This window comes from Sinomicrobium pectinilyticum (genome assembly GCF_003725735.1).
Taxonomy (GTDB): Bacteria; Bacteroidota; Bacteroidia; order Flavobacteriales; family Flavobacteriaceae; genus Sinomicrobium; species Sinomicrobium pectinilyticum.
In genome coordinates this window covers 1-23,508 of the sequence record NZ_RJTM01000062.1, presented here as the reverse complement: position 1 = coordinate 23,508, position 23,508 = coordinate 1, and the positions used below count along the sequence as shown (strand labels likewise).

Sequence of the window (23,508 nt, the reverse complement as noted above, 5' to 3'; positions counted from 1 at the left end):
GACTTTACTCCTTTTTTACGTTAAGATTATTTTATCTCTTATCCATTATTCACGTTAATTAAAATCTATTCAGACAGAGTTCAGTTTACACCCTCAGTTCGACATAAGAATAATCGTCACTGCAAATGAAATGCGGCAGTCTCCTGGCTGGTATATGCATATCATTGGGGGTAGCTGCCGGCCTTCAAGAGATTGCCACACCCTGCTTATTGCAGGCTTCGCAAAGACGCTTTTAGACTATTATATCGAACTCACATTCATTATTATTCCAGAAACATCTGCCTGTCTCTGGTTCTTCAAATCCGGAACGCAACACTTTTCATCAAAAAAAACTTTATGCATAGATAAATGGTTGTATCCTTTCAAATATAATGGAAAAACGGCAAAAATGCCTTCGGAAAACGAAGCGGGAAATAAAAGACGAAAGCCTCCCGGGGGTTCCGAAAGGCTCTATCTGATTATGAAAAATATTTATCACTACTCAACCAGGGTAGTCATGCAGGTGTAAATGTAATAATTTCTTTTTTATTTTGACAATTTTTAACAAAACATCTTCCACGGCCCTACAGAAGGGTTTTTAGCCGTTTATTTATTGTAATTTAAACGTAATAGGGATACTGAAGGGCACCCGTACGGCTCTGTCCCCCTGCTTTCCAGGAGTCATTTTCGGAAGCTTATTTATAATACGTGCGGCTTCTTCTTCCAGGCTCTTATCGGGCCCCCGCATTTTCACCCCGGTAATATTGCCATCGCTATCGATGATAAAATTCACATATACCTTTCCCTGTATTTCTCTTTCCTTCGCCGGTTCCGGATAACGAAAATTTTTCCGGATATGACGCATCATACTTTCTTCAAAACATTTCCGCTTGTCCGTCGCATTTTCACAGCCGGGAAATACAGGTACATTTTCCACCAGGTTTATGGAGATCATCTCATCCGGAACCGGGTCATCCACAACGGGTATATCATCCACATCTACCGCTTTATCAAAGTTGTCATCAATAGATAGCAGTTGAGTGTCTTTTGCATCGGAATCATCTTCTTCAAGAATGATCTTATCTGTTATTATTTTCGGGGGTGGCGGAGGTGGCGGCGTATTTAGCCGTATCACAGGTACATCGATTTCTTCCGGCTCTTCCGGCACAGGTATATTGTCTGCTATATATTCCGTGCTTTCATATTTTTTCCATTCCATACCTTTCCAGGCGAGGAATAACACTATTGCCATTCCTATGGCAAAAAACAGGCCGCTGTTACGGGTGAGATCGGCTTTCGGGTTTTTCTTTGGTATCATAATGCTAAAGTTTAAGGTTAATTACGATCTGCGGGATGAATATCCTCCCGCAGTATTTACCTCACTTTCTCAACAATCATACCAGAATCTCCCGGCGGAGAAGAGGGAGTGTGTTCACAGGTTATGGCATTTTATAGCTGGTAAGCTCTCCCGCCTTTCCTGTTTTGCGTCCGAAAACCCTTTCGTCTTTAAGCGAAATTATATAAAAAAGCCTGCTCGGACAGAACAGGCTTTTTGTATATTTATGACTATGCAGTTTTATTGTAATCGGAAAGTAATCGGTATACTAAATGGAACCCTTACCGCTCTGCCTCGTTGTTTCCCTGGGGTCATTTTCGGCAGTTTACTTATGATTCTTTCTGCTTCCTTCTCCAGGTTTTTGTCCGGGCCACGAAGTCTTACGTTGGTAATACTTCCGTCTTTATCGATGGTAAACATTACTGCAACCCTACCCTGAACTCCCATTTCCTGGGCGATTTCCGGATAGCGGAAGTGTTTACGAATGTGTTTTTGCATCATTTCCTGGAAACAAGCTCTTTTGTCTTTGGCATCTTCACATCCGGGAAATACGGGAACATCTTCAATAACTGCGAAAGGTACATCCACATCTACCGGTTCTTCCACCTCTACAATCTCCTCTACTTCTACAACCTCATCCTGGTTGGTTTCGGTAGATTCGATCACGGTTTCTTCTATTTCTTCATCGTCCTCAACAACTTCGATTACTTCGGGTGCTGCGGGTGGCGGTGGCGGTGGCGGCGGAGTCTTCAGCATTTCCGTAATCGGAATTTCTTCCTCCAGTTCTTCATCTACATCCATCTTATAAGTGAATGCCTCGTCCTTATCATACTGTTTCCATTCCAATCCCTGCCAGGTAAGAAACAGCACCACGGCCATCCCTATCGCAAAATAGAGGCCGCTGTTCCTGGTGAGATCGGCTTTTGGATTCTTTTTAGGTTCCATTGATTCAAATTTTATCGTTTGGTTTACTTTTTATTCGTCCATCGAAACAAATTCAACACTTTTTCCAAGTGTTTTACCTGCCGCACCTGCTCCTTCAAATCTTTTATCGGTCGCTAATTTAAATATTTATTTGAAATGAAAGCAACTAATTTACCCTTTTTATGGTTTTATTTATGGCATTTACAAGAATGACCGTAAAAATACCGCAAATCATCCCCGTAGTGTTAGCCAGCGCATCCAGAATGTCTCCGGAACGACCTTTCCCCATAGTATATTGAAGTACTTCAACAATCGTACCATACACAAACGCCATGAAAAAAGCTATTAATAACGGCTTCTTTTTGACCGGTCCGAAGGTGTCTTCCCCCCGAAGGGCATAATACCACAATATAAGAAATATATAGTAAAAAATAAAATGAACTATTTTATCCAGATGAGGATAGGATACAGAAGGCAGGGTCGAAGGGGGGGCCAAACTTAAGACAGTAACGGTCACCACCCATCCGACTGCAAGTATTGAAAATATTTTCCCTCTATGCTCCAACCAGTTCTTTATATGCCTCACTACTCAACAAATCATCTGCTTCCGAAGGATCGCTGATCTTTATTTTTATCATCCAGCCATCGTTGTACGGATCGGAATTCACTTTTTCCGGCTCTTCCTCCAAAGCAGTATTAAATTCAATAATTTCTCCGGAAAGCGGCAAAAAAAGATCGGATACCGTTTTTACAGCTTCTACCGTGCCGAATACTTCCTCCCTGTCCAGGGTTTCGTCTACGGTCTCCACTTCTACATATACGATATCTCCCAGTTCGCTTTGTGCGAAATCCGTGATCCCCACCGTGGCAATATTTCCTTCTATTTTAATCCACTCGTGGTCTTTGGTGTACTTTAAGTCAGATGGTATGTTCATTTGTATAATGTGTTAATGTATTATTTTGCGACAAATGTAACTTTTAAAGTATTTTAATCCAAAGGTTGCCTGCGTTAAAATATCCGCATTGTTGTCCTTTATATATCTCTTTTACAAATAAGACATCCTTTACCTGACTTCCTCGGAATACCCGGAACCGGAATCGCAGCCATCCCGGGATTTCCGGGATTTGTTCCGCTTAATTTCCAAAGTTATAACGCAATGTTATGCCAGATCGTATAGTGGTCTGGGGATATGCCGTGGAAACCGCATATTTGGAGAAGGTATGATCGTAGAAAAACAGGGTGGTAAAGTTCTTGGTCAGGGCGTAATCTGCCGTAAACCTTATGCTCCATATCGTCTGGCCGGAAGTCACCTGGTTATTATCCAGGTCCAGGTTCCTTATAATGGTAATATTATCGCGCAACGAAAGGTCGGCCTTCAGGTTGATGTCTCCTTTCAGGGTCTGTCGTGTCCCGCCTATGCTGGTTGTAAAGGGAACTTCCTTAAAGCGGTACCCCAGCCCCAAAAGGTATTCTTTTCCCGTGGTTTCGGTAAGGAGGTTATTGTCAAAGCTCAGGGATAACGCCCTGTCTTTCTTAATTTCCGCCTGGATATTAATGGAGTTTTTCATTTCAAAATCCACCCGGATCAGCGGGTTGAACTGCTCTACGAGTGTAACGTTGGTGTAAAGCAACTCATTCATAAAATTACCGGACTGATCGGTCTTATCCGGATTCTGCCTGCTGTATTCCAGGTTGGTCCGGAAAGAGTTTACACTATAGCTGGCCCTGTAACCGTGTCCGAGGGAAAACCGCCGGAAACGGTTTTTAAACCAATCCAGCCTCATGAGCCCGGTATATTTCAGTGTCCAGTTTGGAATAGGCACATCGCGGAAAGCCCCCAGGCTCATTTTATCTACACTTTTCCCGGTATAGGCGGCAAGAAAGGCAGGCAGCAACACAGACTGGTTGTTTTTGCCGTATCCCTTAGGGTATCCTTCGTCGTCCAGGTTATCAGGATCGGTGATATCAATTCCTCTCTGCACTGCAAGCCGGTTGGCCACTTCTCTCCGGTTTTGGCGGAATTCCTCGAAGGTAGCCGAATTCATTTCATCACTTTTACTGAACGCAGTTTTTATCAAAATCGTGGAGATGGAGAAATCACCATATTTATTCCCGAGCAGGCTTTCGTATTCGTACTGCCGGTTTCCCAGGTCATTGACAGAAAAGTTCTCCGTATAGCTATCGGCGTACTGGCGGTTGGCCACCAGGTCGATGGTAAGGTCGGGAGTAGGCTCGAGATTGGCAGTTATGTTCAGCTGGCTGCTGTTCCTCTCCATATACTGCTGGTTGAGATCCGGAAAACGGGTTAACCATCCCTTTCTGGCAGCTTCATAACGTATATCGGACTGACTACCGAAAACAAATCCCCAGGATGGTCTTAGTGTCCCTATAAAACCAATGGATTCGGTATATCCCGGCAACACTTTACCCCGGTTATCGGTATAACTCACATCTATACGTTTTATCATCGTAAGCAGGTCTATCCCTGCATTGGTCAGTGCCGAGCTCTTTTTTTCTTCCTGCTCCCCGGCATCATCACCATCAGCATTCAACGCAGGCCTTCTCCTTACGGGTTGCTGATCGCTTTCTTTTTTAATTCCCAGGTATTTATAGAAGCGTTCCATTCCCATTGAAGCATTGAGAACATGTGTCGAGGCATTTTGTATGGTATTTACATTTTCACCGGCAATATCGTTGATGACGTCATTTCCCCGCTGCCAGTCAAAATCGCCGGTATAGGTGTAGTTCGCCTCTATAAAATTCAGGAAGGGGATTTTACTGAAAGGCAGTTCGTAGTTTATCTGTAACTGCTGGGTATGTCTGTTGGGATCGCCGGTGTTCCAGAAACCATCCCATATACCGAAGTCTTCCCTTACGATAGGATTGTTTTTTTCATCTTTGTCATAATAATTCCTCACAATGTTGTAATTGGAAGCCGTAAAATTCAGGCGGAGCGACTTGGTAATATTGTGGTTGATGGTGTACTGCCAGTCGAAAAGGAAGTTGCGTTGCTGTAGTGTCGGTAGTTCAAGCTGCTCCCCTTCATCTACCCCTTCCACATCTACTGTACGGAACCTCTGTTCGTTAAAGCTCCTGGTTATATTGGAATTAACTGAAATATTTGTGGGAAGCGGGTTAAAATTAAACTCCTTAAGCCATTGCCAGTACCTGCTTTTCAGAATGGAATCGTTCTTTTTGAAGGGCTCTACCGATGCCGGTTTGAAATTGTAGTTGTATACAAAGCCCGAGCGCACGTTCTGGTCCCGCATATTTTCGACCTCAAAATCGCGATGGTTCACTTCGTTATAGGAATAGTTAAAGGTAAAATTCTCTATATCATATACGCGTTGTTTTTGTTCTTCCCCCCTGTTCTTCCGGACCCCTATAAGGTTTATACTCCTTCTTTTGGTATAATCCTCTGCACGCCGCCGGATGTTGTCTTTTTCTGCCCTGGTCGTTGCCGCATTTATCCGGTCCTGCAGTTTAAGGTCTTCGTATACCGGGTCGAACTCGGGAGTAATGAGTTCCTCCGAAACACTATAATTGAACGGTAACTGTATTCCCCAGTTCTTAGGGAGAAGCTGCCCGAAATTTACATTGGTATTTACACCGTATTGTACGATATCTTCCCTGTTCCGTTCATTGGGCCTCTGATCTATGGCCCCGAAGCCGGAGGTACTCATGCTTCCCCTGGCGGACACATTGGCAAAATCGGCCACATTTGCGTCTACCTGGGCTACTGCCGCCCATCCGCCCTTATTGTCCAGTTCGGCAAGGCGTAGTTCGTTAAACCATACTTCTCCGCATATCCTGTTGCCGGTTACGTTTTTCACCCCTACCATAATGGACCGGATACTTCCCAGGGAGGGATTTCCTTTTATCCCCACGCGAAGTTCTCCGGACTCCCTGGGATCGAATTCCTGTACGCGGTTTCCTTCGGCATCATAAAAAATCAATTCGGAAAGTGTGGAATTGGCGATCCCCTCCGATTTTATTACGGAAAAGAGGCTGAGCGGCACATCCATATTGTTGATTTCCGGCCACACCTCTTCCGAAGTGGATGCCCCGGGACGGGTAACTTCAAGAGGAATTTCAACCTGATAGAAGTTTTCCGAGAAATCTGTCCCCAGTCGCAAAAAAGCCACCAGTTCGCCATCTCTCAACGGGTTATTCTTATAGGCTTCGGCGTGGAGAAACATTTTCAGCCGTTTATACTGGCGCATATCCATCTCCACGTTCTTATATACCGCCCTAGAATCTTCCCCTTCCAGATCGCATACGGCAAAAGAAAGGGACTGCTCGTTCTGCCGCACTATCATATTATTGTTGGTCAGCTGCTCCCGTACCACGCCGGGGGGCAACCGGTAAGGAATAGGAGTCCGCTGTTCGTTCTCTTCTATATTTACGGTATTCACATCTACAGTGGTGCCATCATCTCCGGCATCGGAATCTATTTCCGGTTGCAGGCTTCGGTTATAGGTCCTCCAGTCTCCCCTCACCAGGTCCAGTGTTCCGAAACGAAGCACGATGTCTTCGTTGAAGCCCGTAAGGTACATCCTCATAAAGCTCATGGAGCGAAAATCGGAAATGCCCCCGATGGCATCATCGAATTCCTTCACCGGAATTTTAAACTGTATCCAACGGCCCCTTACTGTCCTGTTATTCGGCATTTGCCGTTCCACCTCCTTGATGTCGGAGACATATCTGTCGGATCTCTGGATGTTGGGTTTTATAGGGATACGGTATTCGTAATAACTGTTTATAGTATTCATGGTACCGTCACCGTTCACATCTTCTACATCGGGCTCTGTGGTTGACCCCCTGTTATTGTTGCCCACATTTACGGGAGAGTTGCCCTGCGGATTGTTATAGTTGAGATATCTGTCCAGGATACTTCCGCTGGCACTGACATAATACTCGTAATTATCCAGGGCGGGATCGGGACCGGGATTATTGGTGAAAACAGCTGCTTCCCCGCCGTCGTCCAGTCCGTCGAACCCGATATCCTGTAATGCCCTGTTTTGCGTGTCCGCGTCAAAGGCATATACCAACGACTGGGCCGAGGGCACTTCTCCCCAGGAGGTCTGAGAAACCAGGTCGGTACTTCCGACACCGGGAAGCCCGTTCTCATACTGTTTTTTCCCGTCTTTGAGGATATCTTCGGATATGTTACCAAGGTTAAATACGAGTTCTCCCCCCATACCGCCTTCGGTACCTTCCACATAGGGATCGAGAACCCAGAACTGGATGTATTCCACATTTCCCTGTTCGAAGTTGGTACTGGTAAGCCCCCTCATGATCCCTCCCCAGCGTTCTTCGGCAGGCAAACCTTCGAAATCCGCTTCCGGACTGTTGTTATAAGGTCCTTTCCGGGTTGGATAATACGCCAGGTCCAGGGTTGCCTGTACCGTGGTTTCTCCCTGTGACAGATCCACTTCGGGAAATATTTCGTCTATAAAAATCCTGCGGGTCTGGTTTGTGGAAATATCGTCATTGCTTATTCCCGAAGGTTTTTGTGAGGTATAAAATATAGGATCTATGGTGTACCAGGCCATTTTGGACCTTTTATAACCGTTCTTCAGGTTCTCGGGGTCATCCGGTGAATTCCCGTAGAGTTCTCCTCCAGGAACAAATTCGAGAGGTGTGCTGGCCAGGGACCACGCCAGGGGCGCCCGCATGTCTATCAGCGTTTGCGCTCCTTCAAAATCATCTACATACACTGTGGTTTCCCCGTCAAAATTATCGTTTTTCGGCGATCCGGGGAGCAAATAGGCTACTTCGCCTCTTACGGACAGGCTGGAAGGCACATCCGTATCTATATTGGGCAGTTTATTTGCCCACCGCGTCAGAAAAGGGAGTTCGGTTGAAAAATTCCCGTTAACACCGAAGATGGTGTTGTTCACAGGTTCCAGTCCGTAACTGGCCTTCTGGGTCAGCGGCTTTTCACTCATATTCAGCAGGGTTGCCCCAAGCATAAAGTTCTTATTGAACTGATGCTCTATATTTACCCCTGCAAATCTTCTCGTCTGTCTTCCAAAGATAGCATTATTTTCTACGGAAACCTCGATGGGAATATTCGATGCCTTCAGGCTTTCATCAAGGATATGAACTGTCCCTGTCTGGTAATTCACCGTAAAATCTATACCCTCCTGCAGCCTTCTTCCTCCGGCCGTAACTTTTACGGAACCCTGGGGTACATTAAATGCTCCGATGGGAATACCGTCCCCGCCTTCTGATTTGTACCTTCCCTTCAGCTGGAATTTATTTTTGTCAGAATCTTCCAGAGCCGCTGCTTTCGTCAGGGCATACATATTGCGGAACACGTATTTATTCTGGTTGGGGTTATAGGAGTCCGGCTGATCGTAATTACCACCACCGAGCAAGGTGTGCAGGTATTGCCCGAAAGGTTCTACCTTGGTAAAAATAATACGTCCCGTCTGCGGGGCTATGGTTACTCCCGGAAGGTAATCGAAAAAACCGTCCCCGCCGTTCTGCGGGTCGTTATAGGCGTTGAGCCTGTCGAAATTGAATACATCGAGAAGTATCCTGTCCTGTAGCCCGGAAGGCCATGAAGACTCTTCAACCGGTTTGATATAGTTAATAGGTGAAGGGTCCCGGTACAGTATATTCAGCTTAAAATCCTCCTGGCTTAGCTGGTAGGCCCCGGTGGCATAAATGTTTTTCATCATCAGGTCCCATATCGGATCGGACACATTGGTGATGTTACTTTTAAGCAGTTTTACCACAAGGGTCTGGTTGTTTACCGCTATGACCTGGCCATTGGCCCCGGTTTCATATTCGGTGGCATTCACCCCGTCATTTGCGAATTCCCCTACCTGGTATGCCTGTCCCCGATAGGTGTACTGATAAGCTACTGCCAGGACCTCGTCGTTACTCAGCCTCTGGTTCAGTGAAATATATCCGAGTTTGGGATCGAAGGTAAAATCTGTTCCCTGGATCAGTTTCTGCGCATTTTCCAGTATGGCGTAATCATATCCCTGGTTTACCATTGAACTCACGGTTCCGAAACCGGATTTTACGGTGGCTACATCCCGTATCTGTTCGGTAAGGACGGAAGACCCTCCTATCTCTCTAGGATCGTAGTCGTTAGCCCCGTTCCTGGGCAATAACCCTCCCGTACCGGGATTAAAAAAACCGCCGGGGGCATTGGTATTGATCCTGGTATTCTGCGGATCAGCTTCTCCCAAATCCTGTATCCCTACTATATTTCGTATATTATCTATGCGCTGTCCGCGGTTGGTTACCCATACTTCGATCCTTGTAATCTGTACCTGGCTGTTAATAAACGGATAGTTTGCCAGTGCAGCATCGTACTGGTCGCGGAAAAAATGCGACAGGAAGAAGTGGCGGTCCTCATCATAATCGAGGGCAAAAAGTTCGAAATCCTCCACGGTCCCCCCTCCCTGTGCCACAACCGACCGGGTTTCGGAGCGCTGTTCGGAAAAAACGCCGGTGACTCTTGTTTTACCGAACTGTAATTCGGTCTTCACACCAAAAAGGCTTTGTGCACCGGTAATCAGCGAACTGTTGAGGGGCATGCTCACGTTACCTACTTCTATTTTCCGTATGATATCATCTTCGGTAGGGGCATATTCCAGTTTTATGAGATTCTGAAAATCAAAGGTAGCCTGTGTATCGTAATTTGCCGTTACGGAAAGCTTTTCTCCTATTTTCCCCAAAAGGCTCATACTTATCCGCTGGTCAAAATCGAAGGTTATGGTACTCCTGTTCCTCGGAGAAAAAGACGGGTTATCGTTCCGGTTATACAATACTCCCAGGTCTACAGCCACGGATCCTTGCGGAACAATATCGATATTGGAACCTCCGAAAATGGATTCGAAAAATCCGGAATTGACATAAAAATCGGGTAACAGGTCTTTCTGCGCTTCTTCACTACCTTCTTTCTGCCCGGAAATAGCATCCATCTTTTGCTTGAAATAGCGCTTCATACTCTCCTTCCGCTCCAGTTCCCGGAACTGTTCGGGGGTAAGAATAACGGGATGTTCTATATTAAATCCGTTTATGGAAGAAGAATAGATATACATATCCATGACGGGGTCATAGATATACTTCGAGGAAATACTTTCGGGGATTTTCAGTCTGATATCCCCCGGTACTCCTCCGGTATTGCTCACAGAGTCCTGTTCCTGTGTCCCGGTTTCTTCCTGTGCAAAGGAGATCATTGCACAGAGTAAGAAAAGGGGACATAGAAAAACTCTTAACGGTGTATAATTTTTACGGTTGGTAGTTGTTTTCAAATTTACTATAGCATTTTAAGCGCGTTTTTGATAATATCCTCTACACTTAAATCCGGTGATCCTTTCGCAATTTTATCAACAACTTTTTCGGATTGTTTGCGGGCAAAGCCCAACACCTCTAATGCCGATAACGCTTCTTCTTTGTTTGTATTGCCCTGACCCGAAGAAATTTCTTCCAGATCATATATTTTCAACACTTTATCCTTGAGGTCCAGGATAACCCGCTGTGCTGTTTTAGCGCCTATACCCTTCACACTCTGAATGGCTGCAACATCGTTAGATGCAATAGCATCTCTTACCTGAACCGGGGTTAAGGAGGAAAGCATGGTACGCGCCGTACTGGTGCCTATCCCCGAAACCGAGATCAGAAGGCGGAAAATATCACGTTCGGACGTATCCGCAAATCCAAAAAGAATATGTGCATCTTCCCTGACATGAAGGTGTGTGTAAAGTTTTAACTGTTCTTGATCGGGGATCCTGGAATATGTATGGAGTGAAATATTCAAAAAATATCCTACGCCGTTACAATCTATGACTACATCCGTAGGGTTCTTCTCAACTAATCTTCCTTGTATATGTGCAATCATAAGCATCCGGTTAGCAGTCCAAATGTACTAAAATATTTCACAAACGAGGTATAAACAGTGATAGATACCTAATATGACGCTTCACAAAACACGAGAGCATCCTCCGATATGGTCCTGTTTTATCCTCACCGTGCGATAAAAGTGTCCGTATACACAGGATTCCCTTTTGATTTCCGCCACTTTTCCGTATCTTTAATACACTGTAAACCTTTATCGATGAAACGCATTTTAGTACCTACCGACTTTTCAGACGAGGCGGAATTCGCCTTGCAGACCGCGGCAAATTTTGCCCGGAAATTCGGTTCGGAACTCTATTTGCTTCATGTGCTGGATCTCCCCGTACATCTTGCTACCAGTGAAATGAGCGAACTTCCGGAAGCCCTGTTCTTTATCAAACTGGCACGCCAGAAGTTCGAATCTTTTATAGACAAACCTTATCTCAAGGGAATTACGGTATATGACACGGTGGAATCGGACAGTATTCCCAACGGCATTGCCAAATCGGTAGCGGAGAACAATATTGACCTGATCATCATGGGGTCGGGAGGAACCTCCGGGCTGCGGGAAATGTTTATAGGGTCGAATACGGAGAAGGTGGTACGTATAGCCGAGGTTCCCGTGTTTACGGTAAAATCGCTATTTGAATTCGGGGGGGAGGAAAGTATTGTCTTTGCTTCCGATTTTTCGAAAGAAACTCTGGAACCTTATAAGAAGGTGTCGGAATTTGCCGGAAAATTAGGGGCTACCCTGCATTTACTTTTTGTCAATACCCCAAATAATTTTGTCACTACTCAGGAGACGGAAAACAGGATGAATTTTTTTATTAAAAACGGGACTCCGAAAAAGTATACACTCAATATTTACAACGACCATACGATTGAGCAGGGTATTCTTCGTTTTGCAAATGTCGTGAATGCAAGAATGATCGGTCTCAGCACTCACGGCCGTACGGGACTGGCCCATTTTTTTAACGGAAGTATCAGCGAAGACCTTGTAAACCATGCCATGCGTCCGGTTATTACCTTTAAAATCCCGGAAGAGGACGGAGAATAATTCATGCGGAAGCTCAGACCAGTCCCATATCTTTGGCGATGGCCACGAGATGCGCCGGATTTTTAGCACGGAATATATCTTTAAGTTTATTAATCCGCTTTTCCACAGAGCTCAGGCTATAGGGGGAAATACCTTCCTGTTCCATGTATCTGCTTATTTCCGGCTGGGATAGCCCCAGGGCCAGTTGTTTTATAATTGTAATATCGTAATCATTGATCTCCGTATCCGCCTTAGGGCTCATGGCCGCCCGGACCTGTGGCGATAAATAGGATTCGCCTTCGTATACTTTACATATCGCTTCTTTCAGTTCATCGAGACCTTTCCTGCCCTTGCATACATAAGCGTCTATATCACCGGGTATCATGATGCTTCTCACTTTCTGGAAACGGTCTTCCACGCTATATACTATGGTTTTCATATCCGGGTATTCCTTTTTCAAAGCATTCGCAAGGGAATCACCCGAAGTATATTTCTGATACCGGTGGTCCTCCTTGAAAAACAGATCGGTAATCAGTAATTCGTAGGGCCGGCCGTCCATAGCAGCCCTTTTGACCTTAACAAAAGTATCGTCGCAATACTGGGTCTGCTCTATCTCGGATATCCCGAGATCACACAGGGCAATGTATACTCCCTGGTTTATATCGTCCTGGTCTTCTGCAATAATGACTTTTGAAAACATAAGCTATATTATAATTTTAGCACGAAACCCTTCTCCGGGTTCCGATACAAAACTAATAGTACCACCAACAAGTTTCATACGGGTTTCCGCATTGGTCAACCCGCTTCCCTTTCCCAGGTCGCATCCTTTACCATTGTCTTTATATTCCACCAGGACGTTCTTCCCGGAACGGCGAAACTGTAAGAGTACCACCGATGCCTCGCTGTGTTTTCGCATGTTCACCATGAGTTCCTGCAAAATTTTATACAGCATGCGTTTTTTATCCTCTTTTACGGAATCCCACGAAATACCGGATAAACCGTTCAGAATAATATTTACTTTCTCGGTACGGAATTGCAGTAACAACCCCTTCAGTATATCGGCATAATCTTTTCCTGACTCCGGAGTCTGGATTTCCCTGGAAATATCCCTGGTCCTGGAATAAATATCGTCCAGGTCATCCAGTATTTCCCCGGATAATTGGTGTCTGGTCTGAAGATTGGTCATTACCCGGTACATGTCGTTAGCTATTTCATCGTGCATTTTCCTGGAAATACGGGCCTCTGAAGCACTTACTTCCTGGAGTATCTTTCTTTTCTGCCGGATACGAAGGTAACGGTAAACCAGAAAACTTATAAGGATAATAAAGAGAAGAACAAACTGAAATACTATACGCCGCGATCTTTCTTTCACCCTTTGTAATTCACTTTCCCTGGCCCTGCGTTCCTGAGCTTCGAAATTGTATTTGGCGGAGATATATTTGTTACGTTGCATGAGATCGGCATTCGAAACACTGTCCGTATACTTCTTAAACGCCAGAACATCCGGATCTTCCTTAAGGTCGATAATCCTGGAAAGAACATGTGAACGCCATTTGGGATTGTTGCTGGAATAGGCCACTTTACGGGCCTCTTCGGCCAGGGCCGCAGCCTTTTCCCGCCTCCCATTATCCAGGTAATAATCAATCAGGTGGGTGTAGCTTGTTATGATTCCCGGAATATAATTGATTTTTTTTCGTAAAGCCAGGGCTTTTTCCATATTCGATAGTCCTTCCGACAACCCCAGCTTTGCTTGAACTACTCCTAAATTATTCAAAGATCTGGATAAGATAATATCATTTTTGCTCTGAATAGCATATCCATAAACTTTTTCAAGTTCAACAATGGCCTTATCATATTTCCTTTGATCCTTATATACATTTGCCATATTATTCCAGACCGCATATCTATGTTCCTCAGTTATTGCTATATTGAGACTATTATTATAATAATATAAGGCTTTATCATAATCATGCCTCTGGCGGCATAGCATCCCCAAATGGTTATACAACCCAATACGTGGCTCTATCAAGGTATCTTTTCCTCCTGCCAGGTCCAGCAATTTAAGTGCTTCGATTGTAGTGACCTCACTTTCATAAAGAAAACCTAATTTATTTTGTACCTCTGCAACATATCTTGCGTAAAAAATAGCATTAAGCGTATCTTTTTCTCTTAAACTCTCCTTTCTCTTCTTCTCAAAATAAGTAAAGGCATCGGATAAATCCGTATGGTTTGTCGGTTGGTTTATTATCGGATAATAATAGAGAAGACTATCTGCCGGTTGCTGTATGGCATAACTATTTTGCGTGCAAAAACACAAAAGGAATATAAATAAAAAGGGGAATGAATTCTTAAAAAGTTTCATTCCCCTAAAATACTAACTTTTAATGATTAATTACCACCATTTCCCGGAGGGTTTGGTGGTGGCAAAATCGGAACATCATCATCACAACACCCCTGTACATCTTCCGTACCGGGCAGTTGGCTGGCCTCGTTGTCGTCCGGGTCACAGGAAAAAAGGACCAAATTGAGGGTTACCGTAAACACAATTATATATATTTTCTTCATTTTACTTCTATTAAAATTTGACAATCAGATTCCTGTCCGGGATTCTCCCGGATGGTGAGATCTGGCAGCACATCGTGCTGCCGTGAAATGGAGAGAGACGTCTTTCTCTGTTTGGGAAGTCTTGAGAAATCCTGGCAAAGAAGTTTGGCTACTTCCCGGAAGTCATCCTGCCCCGCCAGGGGTTCTTTAATGTGGAATCAGGTTCGCATTGCCGGCAATTTGTTCCGTGATTCTGAAGCAAATAAAGGGTGGTATTCCGGGAAAGGATGGAAAAGAAACGGAAACTATCCGGAAACTTTAAGGAAACTGTTTTCCAAAAGTTTTCCGCCTTTTTTCCGGCTATTTTTCAGGTATTTAAGGGATAATTTCAGTAATTTGAAGTATGAAAACCGACCGACAAATGCACCGAAAACTTATTGAATTAGCTTTTGAGAAAGCAGAAGAAGATCTGAAAAAGAAAGGAACATCAGATCATTCGAAAAAGAAAAAGGCCAAACGACTTTCAGAAGTAATTTTGGAATATGAGAATTATCTTTACTCTGACAGAAGTCTAGTTAATTTATACAGAAATCTCGTTGAACTTGAAAAAGAAGATGAGTTCATAAAACAGTCTGAAGTCATTTTAGCACTATGCAAATACTTGGGCTATCCGGACTATGAAAGTTTTCAGAAAGATCGGCAAAACGAAATCTTCAAACCAAAAGAGCAAAGTAAAAATCCTCTCTTCCGAATATTCCGCCACAGAAAGCTTGTTTTGGTAATAGGTGTATCGATAGCCTTCATTCTGATATGGGTATTATCTTTTCAGGTCTTTATGCCAAAACAGCAATGGATGGAATGGCAAGAAAATCATTATACTGAAGTCAACTACAATGCTCAAAAGCTTCGGAACGGCACATTAAAATTATACAAGGAAGAACGTATTCTTTATTTCAAAAAGATAGAACCGGATTGCAATACTGATTTTTTTACGGACAAAGGCATTGAAAACCTTTGGTATGGAAAGAATGAAAAAGGAGAACTGGAGTTTTTTACGGATCAGGGCCTGCACCCGGAAACCGGAAAGACCTTAAAGGCGATAACTCCTTACATGATCCGGAAATATATATGTGAAGATTATTAAAAAAGAAAGGGGATATATGCATTCATACATCCCCTTATTACAATTCTGTTTTTTGTTTTGTGATCCTGTTTATTCCGCCGGGTCCAGCTTGCTTATAGCCGTAATAGTACCTCCCTCGACTTCCAGTCCTTGTGTAGCCGTGGCAGAAGCTACGTCTATACTGTAAACAAAACTCCTTTTGTTCGTTAGCGTAATGCCGATATAAACCACACTGCCGTCTTCAGATACGTAATTATTACTGTTGGTCACCACTTCAATATCGGTAGTTTCCGGCAAACCGGTTACGGGAGTTGTCGTTTTGTTATATACGTCTATTACTACAAAATTTTTTCCACTGCTGTACGCGGAAGTTTTTACCGCTTCCATAATACCTATAAATTTACCGTTCCCTGCATATACATGGTCTGTCAGGTACATCCCGGTAGCTTCTTCCAGGTCAAAATAGTACTCGTCAAATTCAGTAGTGCCTTTTTTTATACGGGTTATGGCCGAAGGCTTATCCGTGGTCACACTACCGTTATTTGTAGCAATCCCCGAAGAAAAGGCGTAAGCATCTCCGTTTTCATCTACGGTGAGGCCATTTACAAAATATCTCCCTATGTAACTGGTCCTGTCATCGTGTATAATGGTTTCCAGTTCCATCTCAGGATAAGAGTATACGGCAATATTAGCTTCGTTGGGGTATTCCGTCCCGAAATTATCATTGCAGCAGGCTTTTATAGTAAAATAAGGCAGATAAACCTTATCCCCTACCTGGGTTATCCAGGAAAAAAAGGCAATTTCCCCGTTTTCCTTATCCGCAAGTTCCTGTGTGTTTATCTGTCCTTCATCCACAAAAGTCAGGGACTCCGTACTCAGGCGATACCAGTAAGCAATGGGACTTTCGGCATTCCTGGATATTTTGACCAGCAGAATGTCATCATCCACCGGGGCAAAAGCCTGAACAGTTTCGGACTGGAAATTGGTTAATCGCGCTAATTCCCCGGTACCATTCAATTGGTACGCAGTTACCGCACCGGGATTCCCCTGCCCGTAAAGCAAACTGAAGAACGTGTTATTGCTGGTTACATAATACCTGTAGGTACCGTCTTGCTCTATCCCATTGCCCTTTGTGGAAATGCTGCCTTCGGTTAATCCATCGGCAGTGAGAATATAGTCGGCAACGCTTTCGGCAGTATTGGGTGTAGCGGTAATAATGTATTTGGATTCCACACCCGGGGTTTCTCCTCCATCACCGGAAGCATCGTCATCGCTACTACTGCAAGCGGTAAAGAATGTTGCAGATACCAGCACTAAAAGGCTTAAAAAATAAGATGGTTTTCTCATTGGAATATGAAGTTTATGTGTTAATTATAAAAAGGTGTATTTGATTTTCGCGTAAAAGCTTCTGCCCGGTTTTTGAAGACTGAAATTGTCATACAAGTTTTTATCCAACAGGTTCCTGCACTCCAGGGTAAACTGTACTTTATCCCTGAAAGTGTAGGTCACATTCAGATCATGAGATACCTGTTCGGGAATTACTCTTTTGGTGTTTTTACCCCCCAGGCTGGGCCAGAAAAGATAAAAATCATGCACATACAACATGTTATACCCCAGGCTCAGTATATTATTTTCTCCCCAGACATCGGAAAAATTATAGGTGACATCGGCATTGCCATACAGATAAGGAATATTCGGAATGCGATCGTTGTACACATCGTTGCGGGTTTTATTAAGCATATTCTGATAGGTAATATTCATCCCTGCCATAAGTTTATTGTCGTATTGATACCGTATCTCTCCTTCTATTCCCGCGTTGGAAACACTTCCCAGGTTATCCATAACCTGCATGGCCTGGTTGGTATTAAGACGTCTGTATATGAAATCGTGAGCATCCCTGTAAAAGCCGTTGGCACTGAAATTGAACCGGTGCCTGTCCCTCATCTGCCACCAGTAAGCAGCCCCGAGATTGTAGTTATGGCTATGCTCCGGTTTCAGGCTTATGTTTCCTTCCAGATTTATAAGGTCACCGAACAGCTCTTCATTATCCGGCAGACGGTAACTTTTTTCGTAGGAAGCTTTTAACTGGAGGTTATCGGTCAGGAAATAAGTGGCTGCAAAACCATAACCGAAATAGTTGAACGTACCGGTTTGCTTTACATATTCGGATTCACTTCCGGCAGTATCCAGTCTTGTAGAAAATTTATTCTGCTGAAAATACTGTTTCCCGAAAAGCGTGGCATTCCAGTTTTCAGATTCGTACTGGTAGCCGAGCCCCACGATGTTTTTCATCGTTTTCTGCGGCTGCTCATATCTTTCGCTGTCGGCAGCCAGCCTGTTCCTCCCCTTTCGGTTAAATGTATTGAAGGTATTGTTCAGGGTTATTTTACTGTGGTTGTTAATGGTATAATCCCAGTTAGCAGATGCCAGGCCATTATTATTCCGGAAATAATACAGGGAATACGACCGCTCTCCCCCCGGATTGTCATATTCCTTGAACTGCCCCAGCCAGTTATACCTTCTGTTCAGTGTGTCGATGTTCTTTTCCTGTCCCAGATTGATATTGGCATTGAGGCGAAAATCAAGTCCTTTGACCAAAAAATCGTCTTTTTTATACTTTAAGGATGGCATGATAATATTTCCCTTGCGATGCCATGCTCCGAAAACGGATTCCACCCTGGCCCCCGTTTGTATCTCCCGGTAGCTGGACCCTACGGTCACGCCGAATAAAAGCCTGTCTGCATAAGGTTTGTTCACCACTCCCACATTGGCGATCAGCATCTCATTGTGATACTTGTCATGGAATCTCCTCACGGTACGCATCGGATAATATTCACCGGTATTCAGGTCCGATACCTCCACATCCATTTTATAATTGTTGTCGGAATAATTCTGAAAAGCATTGATCTGCGCTATAAATCCGGACTCGGCCACATACACCGCATTTACCATAGACCTGTGCGTATTGAATGAGCCGTAAGAATAAGAAGCGTCCAGATGACTTTTATCGTAGGTATTGGTAATAATATTAACAGCCCCTCCAAGTGCATCGGACCCCAGACCAACAGGAACAACCCCCTTGTATACTTCAATTCTTTGCGCGAGGTTAACAGGGATATTGTTCAGCTGATAGGAAGACCCGAAGTTATCCATGGGGATACCGTCCACAAAAAACCGGACTTGTCTGCCCCTGAACCCATTGATGGAAAAATTCATCTGCGAACCTACACCGCCACTCTCCCGCACACGTATTCCGGAAACCCTGTCCAGTGCATGCCCCATATCCAATGTGGTATGATGTAGTTTCTTCGCATCCACTACACTGACATTAAAGGCTTTTTCTTCTACCTGCTGTATTACACTTTTCCCGGAAAGCACTACTTCTTTCAACGCATAAGCAGACTCCTCAAGCGTTATCTGTACTTCGTTTTGTTCGCCCCGGATAACATTAATGGTCACGGAATTGGGTTTATACCCTATATAGGAAACCTCCAGCCTATGGCTCCCTTCTTCCAGAGCTAACCCGAACTTTCCGTTTTCATCGGTTACTACTCCATAAGTGGTATTTCCCAATACTACGGCCGCACCGTAAACCCCGTTCCCGGATTCATCGGTTACCATCCCGTTAACACGGACCTTGCCGGATTGCGAAACTGCAAGGAACGGCAGGAGTAAACAGAAAAAAACCATCCGCATATTTGTATTTCCAGACTGCATTGTGATGTAAGGTTTTATATATTACATTTTATTTAGACTCAATAATATCAGACCGACAAAACTATCTCTTTTACAAACTGGACACCCTACGCCAAACGGAGAATTCCCTACGCAAAAAGAGAATAAGTATTATTCCCCGATCATTAAGCCACAGCCCTGCGCTTTAGCTTCAATACCACGGCAAAAGCAATAACCGAAAGGGAGATCCAGAACATGTCCACAACGAAGATTTGGGAATATCCGTTAGCTACCGACACCCAGGGCCAGTTGCCTGTTTTTATACCACTTGCTACCGGGACCAGCAGGCCCGTGCACCCTCCAAGGATAAGTGTCGCCTTATTTGTAAAATGGGTACTTTTTTTGAAGAGTAACAGGACCGCCAGGATGAGCCACGACCAGAAAAACGTGGAATAGATGAACTGCTTTCTGTCGCCTCCATAGTCATCCGCAAAGAATTTGACCATGATAAAGGTAAATGCGGTTACGGGGTACATGGTAAGACAGGCGGACATATATACGCTTACCAGCCAGTTATTAAAATTCCTTTTCGCCCGGGATACATTCTTTTTGTCCCTGGCAACAAGCCAGATAAGCACCCCGGACAGAATAACAAAACAGGTTATAAAACCGAGACCGAGGTATATAACTTTCATACCATACCCTCCGAAATCCCCGAAATGGAGCCTTGCAAGGATATCCGAAGATCCTTCTATGTACGATATCTCCCCGAAAGGGTCTTTTTCATCCGTTATTTTTCCGTCACTGGCCCGGAAAGTCAGGTATCCCCCTCCTATCAGCTTTTCCCGGAAAGACGGTGCTGCCATTACCTTTACATGCATATTGGCATCTCCGTAATTGTATATCTGCAACCCATTTATCCCGGCATCCGGCCATTTGTTCGCTGTTTCGCTTATATAGTGATTAAAGGATATCTCTCCCGTCAGAGCCTCGCCGGTAAAAGCATAATCTACCGGTTTTTCATAACGCATGGCCTCCTCCATCTGCTGAGCATCATCGTTGAACAATACCGACGACACCGGGGCGAGCATTACAGTATATCCGACAATAAAATAAATCCCGGTAAAAGCAAACATAAACTGGTATGGCAAGCCTATCATTCCAAGGGCTACATGAGCATCGGTCCATATAGTCTTCCACTTCGTCCCGGGGCGGAACACATAAAAACTTGATACGATTTTTTTCCAGTGAACAATGACTCCCGTGACCACTGCAAACAGAAAAAGGAATGCTACCAGACCAGCGAGCAGATAACCGGACCGGTTATGAAAATTCAGAGGGGCAAAAAAATGAAGGCGATAAAAAAACTCTCCCATGGAATAGTTTTCCGCATAGTTCCTTCTGACATTCTTCTCCGTATCCAGATAGAAAAAATTTCTTCTCCTGCCTCCCTTTTCCTCCTTTATCGCAGTATCTTTCGGTGATGACATAAAAACAGAAATCCTCCGTTCAAAGAAACGATGGGTGAACCTCACATCCCTGCTGTATAACTGCTGCTCTTTTTCAAGGGCTTTAAGGGTATTGTCAAAATCGACCGTAGCAAAATATCCTTCGGGTATAGGCTCATTACGCTCCCATGCATTGATCTCATCGCGAAGAAAAGAGATCGATCCGGTAAAAAAGATCACGTATAGTAAAACACTGATAATAATACCGCTTATGGTATGGGTATGAAATATAATATTATAAACTCTTTGTGACATTACTAAGCCGGAGGATTTACAGGGTTACCGAAATAAATAAAAGCGTAAAAGACAAGGGTAGCCACGAGATAAATTCCCCATATTTTCCATCCGTTTTTCGCCAAAAAGGCCAGGATCATCAATGTTACCCATAAAATAGCTCCTGCAAACCTCAGGGTCATCAATACATTTCCTGTATTCAGCCAGGCAGCCAGTGCCATATAAAAGGATTCGGTGACAAAATATCCGCCGAGAAAACCGGCAGATATTTTAGCAAAGCGTTGTACGGGAGACCGGGTGAGGTATTTCTTATTAGGCGGCATTTCAGATATGGTAATATTTAAATAGTTCAACGTTCAGAGCCGGAAAGATACAGGTGCCTGACAAGCCATATCTTACAGCTATTGGCCCGGGAGCTTTTTCTCCGGTTTCTCCAATACGATCAGCACTTGTTTTTCAGTTTTTCCTTCCCGGGTTTTTACTCCTTTGTCCACTTCAAACATTTTGAAGTCCCGGACAATAAACCCTGCTTCCATGGCCGAATCTGCCACAGACACGGCCTCATCCATCTGCTTTCCGGGCTTATATGCAATAACCGTGATCCCGCTTTCGGCAAGCACCCTGTAATTTTCCGTAAAAAAAGCAGGAGATATCCCGGTAATCCCGGATAGTGTACTCAGAATGCGGTGGAAAAACCTGTTGACATAAGGTATTCTCTCTCCGTCATACAAATTGAAAACTGCTTTTCTCTCTTTGGTATAACCGGAAAATAATTTTGTGGCCTTACGAACAAAAGCCTCAGAAGTCTCCAGGCCGAAATAATGTGTTTTCCAGGCTTCCCCGGTGATCTCCGCTACCAATGGTTCCGCCCCGAAAAAAACATCCAGGACCCTGGAATTCGGCACAATACATAACGCGCTGAGTATACGTTCTTTCAACTCCGGAACATCTATATTTTCGCCGGTGTATACCATCCGGTCCTCCGTATGGTAAAGACCCTCCTTATTCCCGCTTATCAACATTTTTCTTCGTTTTAATTATAACTGCTCCACCACTTGGATCACTGTCATTTGCAAAGAATCTTCAATTAATTTTTATTTAGATTCATTTCAAATAACTATCTTTGGCAGCAAATTTACAAACAACGGGCTTACCTGAAAGTACGTAAAAAGGAGAAAAACGTACGCAAAAAGAAAAAAGGTACGGAATAATGGCACCACGGCATATAGACATAAATACCAAAGGGAGATCCTTCAATTTCGGAAATAATACCTCAGCACAAAGCATAGAGGATATTACGGATTCCTGTACCACCTTCAACGAACCCGAAATAGCAGGATGGATACGGGAAACCTTACTTGAAGATTTTAAGGTGATCCTTGCAAACCTGAAGATTTCGGAAAGGCCTCTCATCCGCTTTACATATTCGGGTAAGGCCATAGAAATGTTGTTTGTTACCACGGGAAGTTTTGAAATGCACTTTACCTCTCATAACGACCATCATGTATTTAACAAGCACACACATAACCTGCTCTTCAGCAATAAAGCTACCGGTTATTTCCAACCGGATAACAATGATCTCCGCTTCGTATGTATACAGTTAAAACGTGACTTCTTTGAAAAATTTCTGCCTTCCGACGACAGTTTTAACGTCTTTCGAAAAATGATCCGCAACGGGCAGACAGGCTGTATTAAAAGTGTTAATTATCCCATAACCCCGGAAATGCACTTTCTCCTCACGGATATTATCCGCTCTACGGAAGAAGATCGCTTTCGCAAAACCTTTTTATACGCCAGGATACTGGAACTTCTATTATTGCAAACCGAACAATACGGTGATCCGGAGGCAGAATCCCTCAAGGACCTGTCCCCTTCGGACAGGGAAAAAATATACAAAGCAAAGGCGTATTTATTAAAAAATTACGGCCAGAAAATAACCCTGCAGGGACTGGCTAAAAAAATCGGGACCAATGAATTTTTATTGAAGAACGGGTTTAAAACAGCTTTCGGGACTACCGTTTTTGGTTGTATTCATCATTTACGTATGACAAAGGCCAAAAAACTGTTGCTGGAACAGAAACTAACTATTAGTCAGATTTCCGATATTACCGGGTATAAGAACCCGCAACACTTCTCCACGGCCTTCAAGAAAAAGTTCGGGATGACCCCCAGCAAATTAAAACAAAGGTAATTTTTCAGTTGCGCCATTTACGACGGACCTGCAATAGATACGGGTATATCCTGCGCATTCATATATCCATGGTTTCTGTTTCTCCCGGTCCGTCG

The 23,508-nt window shown here is 44.0% G+C and carries 17 protein-coding genes; 3 read left to right on the top strand and 14 right to left on the bottom strand.

Annotated elements, in window-relative coordinates; genetic code table 11:
* Nucleotides 1-589: 589 nt before the first annotated feature.
* The 6 genes from ED312_RS08970 to ruvA form a co-directional block, all read right to left on the bottom strand.
* Complete coding sequence (locus ED312_RS08970; protein WP_123215670.1) at nucleotides 590-1,297, bottom strand: energy transducer TonB; 708 nt, start codon at nucleotides 1,295-1,297, stop codon at nucleotides 590-592.
* A gap of 258 nt (nucleotides 1,298-1,555) precedes the next feature.
* Nucleotides 1,556-2,260, bottom strand: coding sequence for an energy transducer TonB (locus tag ED312_RS08965; protein WP_123215669.1), 705 nt, complete (start codon nucleotides 2,258-2,260; stop codon nucleotides 1,556-1,558).
* Nucleotides 2,261-2,405: 145 nt separating this feature from the next.
* A complete protein-coding gene (locus ED312_RS08960) occupies nucleotides 2,406-2,756 on the bottom strand; it encodes a VanZ family protein (protein ID WP_240643069.1) in 351 nt (116 codons plus the stop codon).
* 37 nt (nucleotides 2,757-2,793) lie between these two features.
* Nucleotides 2,794-3,174, bottom strand: a complete 381-nt coding sequence (gene gcvH, locus ED312_RS08955) for a glycine cleavage system protein GcvH (protein WP_123215667.1) — start codon at nucleotides 3,172-3,174, stop codon at nucleotides 2,794-2,796.
* 199 nt (nucleotides 3,175-3,373) lie between these two features.
* On the bottom strand, nucleotides 3,374-10,519 hold the full coding sequence (gene sov, locus ED312_RS08950) for a T9SS outer membrane translocon Sov/SprA (RefSeq protein WP_240643068.1): 7,146 nt from the start codon (nucleotides 10,517-10,519) through the stop codon (nucleotides 3,374-3,376).
* A gap of 5 nt (nucleotides 10,520-10,524) precedes the next feature.
* Complete coding sequence (ruvA, locus tag ED312_RS08945; RefSeq protein ID WP_123215672.1) at nucleotides 10,525-11,106, bottom strand: Holliday junction branch migration protein RuvA; 582 nt, start codon at nucleotides 11,104-11,106, stop codon at nucleotides 10,525-10,527.
* Between the two features lie 216 nt (nucleotides 11,107-11,322).
* Here ruvA and ED312_RS08940 point away from each other — a divergent pair, with 216 nt between their 5' ends.
* Nucleotides 11,323-12,159: a universal stress protein gene (locus ED312_RS08940; RefSeq protein WP_123215665.1), complete on the top strand. Its 837-nt coding sequence runs from the start codon at nucleotides 11,323-11,325 to the stop codon at nucleotides 12,157-12,159.
* A 13-nt stretch (nucleotides 12,160-12,172) separates the two neighbouring features.
* Here ED312_RS08940 and ED312_RS08935 read toward each other — a convergent pair whose 3' ends face one another.
* The 3 genes from ED312_RS08935 to ED312_RS23750 are packed head-to-tail and all read right to left on the bottom strand — an operon-like array spanning nucleotide 12,173 to nucleotide 14,703.
* Nucleotides 12,173-12,838: a helix-turn-helix transcriptional regulator gene (locus tag ED312_RS08935; RefSeq protein ID WP_123215664.1), complete on the bottom strand. Its 666-nt coding sequence runs from the start codon at nucleotides 12,836-12,838 to the stop codon at nucleotides 12,173-12,175.
* Nucleotides 12,839-12,841: 3 nt separating this feature from the next.
* Entirely contained in the window at nucleotides 12,842-14,500 is a 1,659-nt protein-coding gene (locus tag ED312_RS08930) for a tetratricopeptide repeat-containing sensor histidine kinase (protein ID WP_123215663.1), read from the bottom strand.
* 26 nt (nucleotides 14,501-14,526) lie between these two features.
* Nucleotides 14,527-14,703 carry a hypothetical protein gene (locus ED312_RS23750; RefSeq protein ID WP_170164477.1) on the bottom strand — a complete coding sequence of 59 codons (177 nt, stop codon included), beginning with the start codon at nucleotides 14,701-14,703 and terminating at the stop codon, nucleotides 14,527-14,529.
* Between the two features lie 382 nt (nucleotides 14,704-15,085).
* Between ED312_RS23750 and ED312_RS08920 the strand changes: the two genes are divergently transcribed.
* Nucleotides 15,086-15,826 (top strand): hypothetical protein, encoded by a 741-nt coding sequence (locus tag ED312_RS08920; RefSeq protein WP_148044260.1) that lies wholly within the window; start codon nucleotides 15,086-15,088, stop codon nucleotides 15,824-15,826.
* A gap of 69 nt (nucleotides 15,827-15,895) precedes the next feature.
* Here ED312_RS08920 and ED312_RS08915 read toward each other — a convergent pair whose 3' ends face one another.
* The 5 genes from ED312_RS08915 to ED312_RS08895 all read right to left on the bottom strand — a co-directional run bounded on the left by ED312_RS08915 (nucleotide 15,896) and on the right by ED312_RS08895 (nucleotide 22,244).
* The gene (locus ED312_RS08915) at nucleotides 15,896-17,152 is read right to left on the bottom strand and encodes a DUF4374 domain-containing protein (protein WP_123215660.1); all 1,257 of its coding nucleotides are present in this window, start codon (nucleotides 17,150-17,152) and stop codon (nucleotides 15,896-15,898) included.
* 24 nt (nucleotides 17,153-17,176) lie between these two features.
* The gene (locus ED312_RS08910) at nucleotides 17,177-19,522 is read right to left on the bottom strand and encodes a TonB-dependent receptor (RefSeq protein WP_206363235.1); all 2,346 of its coding nucleotides are present in this window, start codon (nucleotides 19,520-19,522) and stop codon (nucleotides 17,177-17,179) included.
* A gap of 143 nt (nucleotides 19,523-19,665) precedes the next feature.
* Entirely contained in the window at nucleotides 19,666-21,243 is a 1,578-nt protein-coding gene (locus ED312_RS08905; RefSeq protein WP_123215659.1) for a PepSY-associated TM helix domain-containing protein, read from the bottom strand.
* Nucleotides 21,244-21,245: 2 nt separating this feature from the next.
* Entirely contained in the window at nucleotides 21,246-21,545 is a 300-nt protein-coding gene (locus ED312_RS08900) for a hypothetical protein (RefSeq protein ID WP_123215658.1), read from the bottom strand.
* A 78-nt stretch (nucleotides 21,546-21,623) separates the two neighbouring features.
* Nucleotides 21,624-22,244 carry a class I SAM-dependent methyltransferase gene (locus tag ED312_RS08895; RefSeq protein WP_123215657.1) on the bottom strand — a complete coding sequence of 207 codons (621 nt, stop codon included), beginning with the start codon at nucleotides 22,242-22,244 and terminating at the stop codon, nucleotides 21,624-21,626.
* 188 nt (nucleotides 22,245-22,432) lie between these two features.
* Between ED312_RS08895 and ED312_RS08890 the strand changes: the two genes are divergently transcribed.
* Complete coding sequence (locus ED312_RS08890; RefSeq protein ID WP_123215656.1) at nucleotides 22,433-23,413, top strand: helix-turn-helix transcriptional regulator; 981 nt, start codon at nucleotides 22,433-22,435, stop codon at nucleotides 23,411-23,413.
* Nucleotides 23,414-23,508: the final 95 nt, after the last annotated feature.

Excerpts from the sequence above, each read along its gene's own strand:
- ED312_RS08930 (WP_123215663.1), bottom strand. The coding sequence starts at position 14,500 with ATGAAACTTTTTAAGAATTCATTCCCCTTTTTATTTATATTCCTTTTG.
- ED312_RS08970 (WP_123215670.1), bottom strand. The coding sequence starts at position 1,297 with ATGATACCAAAGAAAAACCCGAAAGCCGATCTCACCCGTAACAGCGGC.
- ED312_RS08940 (WP_123215665.1), top strand. The coding sequence starts at position 11,323 with ATGAAACGCATTTTAGTACCTACCGACTTTTCAGACGAGGCGGAATTC.
- ED312_RS08905 (WP_123215659.1), bottom strand. The coding sequence starts at position 21,243 with ATGTCACAAAGAGTTTATAATATTATATTTCATACCCATACCATAAGC.
- ED312_RS08900 (WP_123215658.1), bottom strand. The coding sequence starts at position 21,545 with ATGCCGCCTAATAAGAAATACCTCACCCGGTCTCCCGTACAACGCTTT.
- ED312_RS08910 (WP_206363235.1), bottom strand. The coding sequence starts at position 19,522 with ATGCAGTCTGGAAATACAAATATGCGGATGGTTTTTTTCTGTTTACTC.
- ED312_RS08920 (WP_148044260.1), top strand. The coding sequence starts at position 15,086 with ATGAAAACCGACCGACAAATGCACCGAAAACTTATTGAATTAGCTTTT.
- ED312_RS23750 (WP_170164477.1), bottom strand. The coding sequence starts at position 14,703 with ATGAAGAAAATATATATAATTGTGTTTACGGTAACCCTCAATTTGGTC.
- ED312_RS08890 (WP_123215656.1), top strand. The coding sequence starts at position 22,433 with ATGGCACCACGGCATATAGACATAAATACCAAAGGGAGATCCTTCAAT.
- gcvH (WP_123215667.1), bottom strand. The coding sequence starts at position 3,174 with ATGAACATACCATCTGACTTAAAGTACACCAAAGACCACGAGTGGATT.
- ruvA (WP_123215672.1), bottom strand. The coding sequence starts at position 11,106 with ATGATTGCACATATACAAGGAAGATTAGTTGAGAAGAACCCTACGGAT.
- ED312_RS08915 (WP_123215660.1), bottom strand. The coding sequence starts at position 17,152 with ATGAGAAAACCATCTTATTTTTTAAGCCTTTTAGTGCTGGTATCTGCA.
- ED312_RS08895 (WP_123215657.1), bottom strand. The coding sequence starts at position 22,244 with ATGTTGATAAGCGGGAATAAGGAGGGTCTTTACCATACGGAGGACCGG.
- ED312_RS08965 (WP_123215669.1), bottom strand. The coding sequence starts at position 2,260 with ATGGAACCTAAAAAGAATCCAAAAGCCGATCTCACCAGGAACAGCGGC.
- ED312_RS08935 (WP_123215664.1), bottom strand. The coding sequence starts at position 12,838 with ATGTTTTCAAAAGTCATTATTGCAGAAGACCAGGACGATATAAACCAG.